3 protein-coding genes are annotated in these 2,160 nt (G+C 42.9%); 1 reads left to right on the top strand and 2 read right to left on the bottom strand.

The annotated features are described in order from the left end of the window. Positions 1-239, bottom strand: a 239-nt coding sequence (locus WBA23_RS15970) for a response regulator (protein ID WP_424583285.1), incomplete at its 3' end; no start/stop codon positions are given. Positions 240-334: 95 nt separating this feature from the next. Here WBA23_RS15970 and WBA23_RS15965 point away from each other — a divergent pair. After that, entirely contained in the window at positions 335-1,030 is a 696-nt protein-coding gene (locus tag WBA23_RS15965; protein WP_424583284.1) for an ATP-binding protein, read from the top strand. A 123-nt stretch (positions 1,031-1,153) separates the two neighbouring features. Here WBA23_RS15965 and tal read toward each other — a convergent pair. Continuing rightward, positions 1,154-2,160 (bottom strand): transaldolase (gene tal, locus WBA23_RS15960; RefSeq protein WP_424583283.1); only part of this gene is annotated, 1,007 nt, incomplete at its 5' end.

The following is a 2,160-nucleotide window of genomic DNA, read 5'->3' as shown; positions in this document are numbered from 1 at the left end:
GCTTCCCTTACTAAGCGGGTAGCCTCAATACCGTTCATACCCGGCATATCAATATCCATCAAGATGATATCTACGGGGTGTTGCTGAAGGTAATCCATAATTGCACCTCCATTGCTAACGCTAATTTCTACTTCAATAGACGCCTCTTCACTAAGTAATGACTTTATCCCCTCTCGATACAAATACTGATCATCAGCGATGAGAACTTTAAGAGGATGTGTAATAGAACTAGCCGTCATATATTATTTGGAAAACCGGGAGCTAATTGAGCCTATATTTTGTATTTCTAAAGTAGCATGATCACTACTTCATTTAATATAACAAAAACTGAGACATGCCCCAAAGTTCAGAAACACTTATCAAGAATGTAAAGCAATATTTTGAACAAAACGTTCATGATACCAAAAACCTATTTCACTCGCTCAACTTATGGCTAAATACTTCCGGTCAGGATGAGAAAAAAGATAAGATGCAATTTCTACTTCAGGAGTTAGAAGGTACTTATTTAACTAAAATTACTGAGTTACGCGACGAGTTCAATCAGTTCCTTGTCGTGAAGACTGAAAGCACCCGCGTAACCAAACTTGACCCCTTGGCGCATTGGCTTACTGACCGCTTGGACAGCTACTGGACTCAATATGGTGTTTCAGGCGAGCTTATTAAAGAGTTTGATGATAGTATATCATTGAGCTATCCGGTACCCTATTTGAGAAGCATGGTTCGCTCACTATTGGATAATACGGTGCTTTACCAGTCAGAAGACCGCGATTTGGTTGTTCGGGTAACACTGGCTCAAAAGGATAGCACAGTACTGCTACAAATTGAAGATAATGGTATTGGGATAGATATGGACCGGCACCGTGACGCCCTTTTCCAACCCTTTCGGCGATTTAGCAGCCGGGGAGAAGGAAAAGGTTTGAGTTTGCATTTAATAAAAACGATGGTAGAGAAAAATGGCGGAAAAATAGAACTGATGAGTTACTTTGGAAAGGGAACCAGTATTACTTTGTTTCTAGAAAGTTATGATTAGTGCTCTATCAAGCCTAAGTCGCCAAGGTATTTATAGGAACTCTTTCAACACTTCAGTGTAATAAAAGAAAAATGCCAAACCGCTACTGGCTTGGCATTCACTATCTATTGAGTTCATTAATAGTTAGGCGTGAGCGTTTCGTTGCTCTTCAATAGCATCTAACAGTTGATTAAATGGCTTCTCAAACTTTGCTACCCCTTCTTTTTCCAAATCATCAGTAATTTTCTCCATATCAATGCCTAGTTCTTCCAGCGTAGCCATTACTTTATCAGCGTGGTCCATACCCTCGACTACTTGGTTGGTAGGCTCCTCACCTTTCTCCAGTAAAATATCCAGCGTATCACCCGGCATGGTGTTTACCGTATTGGGCCCAATCAGCGGATATACGTAGCGTAGCTCTTCATAGTCAGGATTTTTATTGCCAGTGCTAGCCCAAAGCACACGTTGCTTGCGACCACCCTCCGCCGCTAGTTTTTTGAAACGTTCACTAGAGAAAGCTTTTTCAAACACTTTATACGCTTGCTTCGCATTTGCTACTGCAGTTTCACCTAGCACTGACTTAGCTTTCTCGGCATGGTCGGGCTTATTCTTAATAATGTCTTGAAGCAGCGGATCTACCATTACATCGATTCGGCTCAGGAAAAAACTAGCTACCGATACCACCGATTTTATAGATTCGCCTTGCTCTAATCGTTTCTCCAGTCCTTTCATGTAGGCTTCGGTAACAGCTTGGTAGCGGTCTACGCTAAACAGTAAGGTTACATTAACATTGATTCCCTCGCTCAGCAGTTGAGTAATCGCGGGCAATCCTTCCTTGGTACCAGGTACTTTGATCATCACATTGGGACGGTTCGCCGCCTTCCACAAATAGCGGCCCTCCTCAATAGTTCCCTGAGTATCGTACACCAACGAGGGCTGTACTTCCAGGCTAACGCAGCCATCTTCACCATCAGAATCGTCGTACAGCGGGCGAAATAAATCGGCGGCCCCCTGAATATCCTGGGCAGCTAGCTGTTCGTAAATCTTAACGCGCTCTAGCCCCTCGTTAGAAAATTTTTCAATATCCTCGTCGTAGGCATCACTGCCACTAATTGCCTTCTGAAAAATAGCCGGATTTGAGGTTAATCCTC

The sequence above is a fragment of the Tunicatimonas sp. genome (assembly GCF_049647865.1).
In the GTDB taxonomy this organism is placed as follows: domain Bacteria; phylum Bacteroidota; class Bacteroidia; order Cytophagales; family Cyclobacteriaceae; genus Tunicatimonas.
Note: the sequence above shows the minus strand (reverse complement) of the source record. Positions and strands in the feature narration are given on the sequence as shown.

Excerpts from the sequence above, each read along its gene's own strand:
- WBA23_RS15965 (WP_424583284.1), top strand. The coding sequence starts at position 335 with ATGCCCCAAAGTTCAGAAACACTTATCAAGAATGTAAAGCAATATTTT.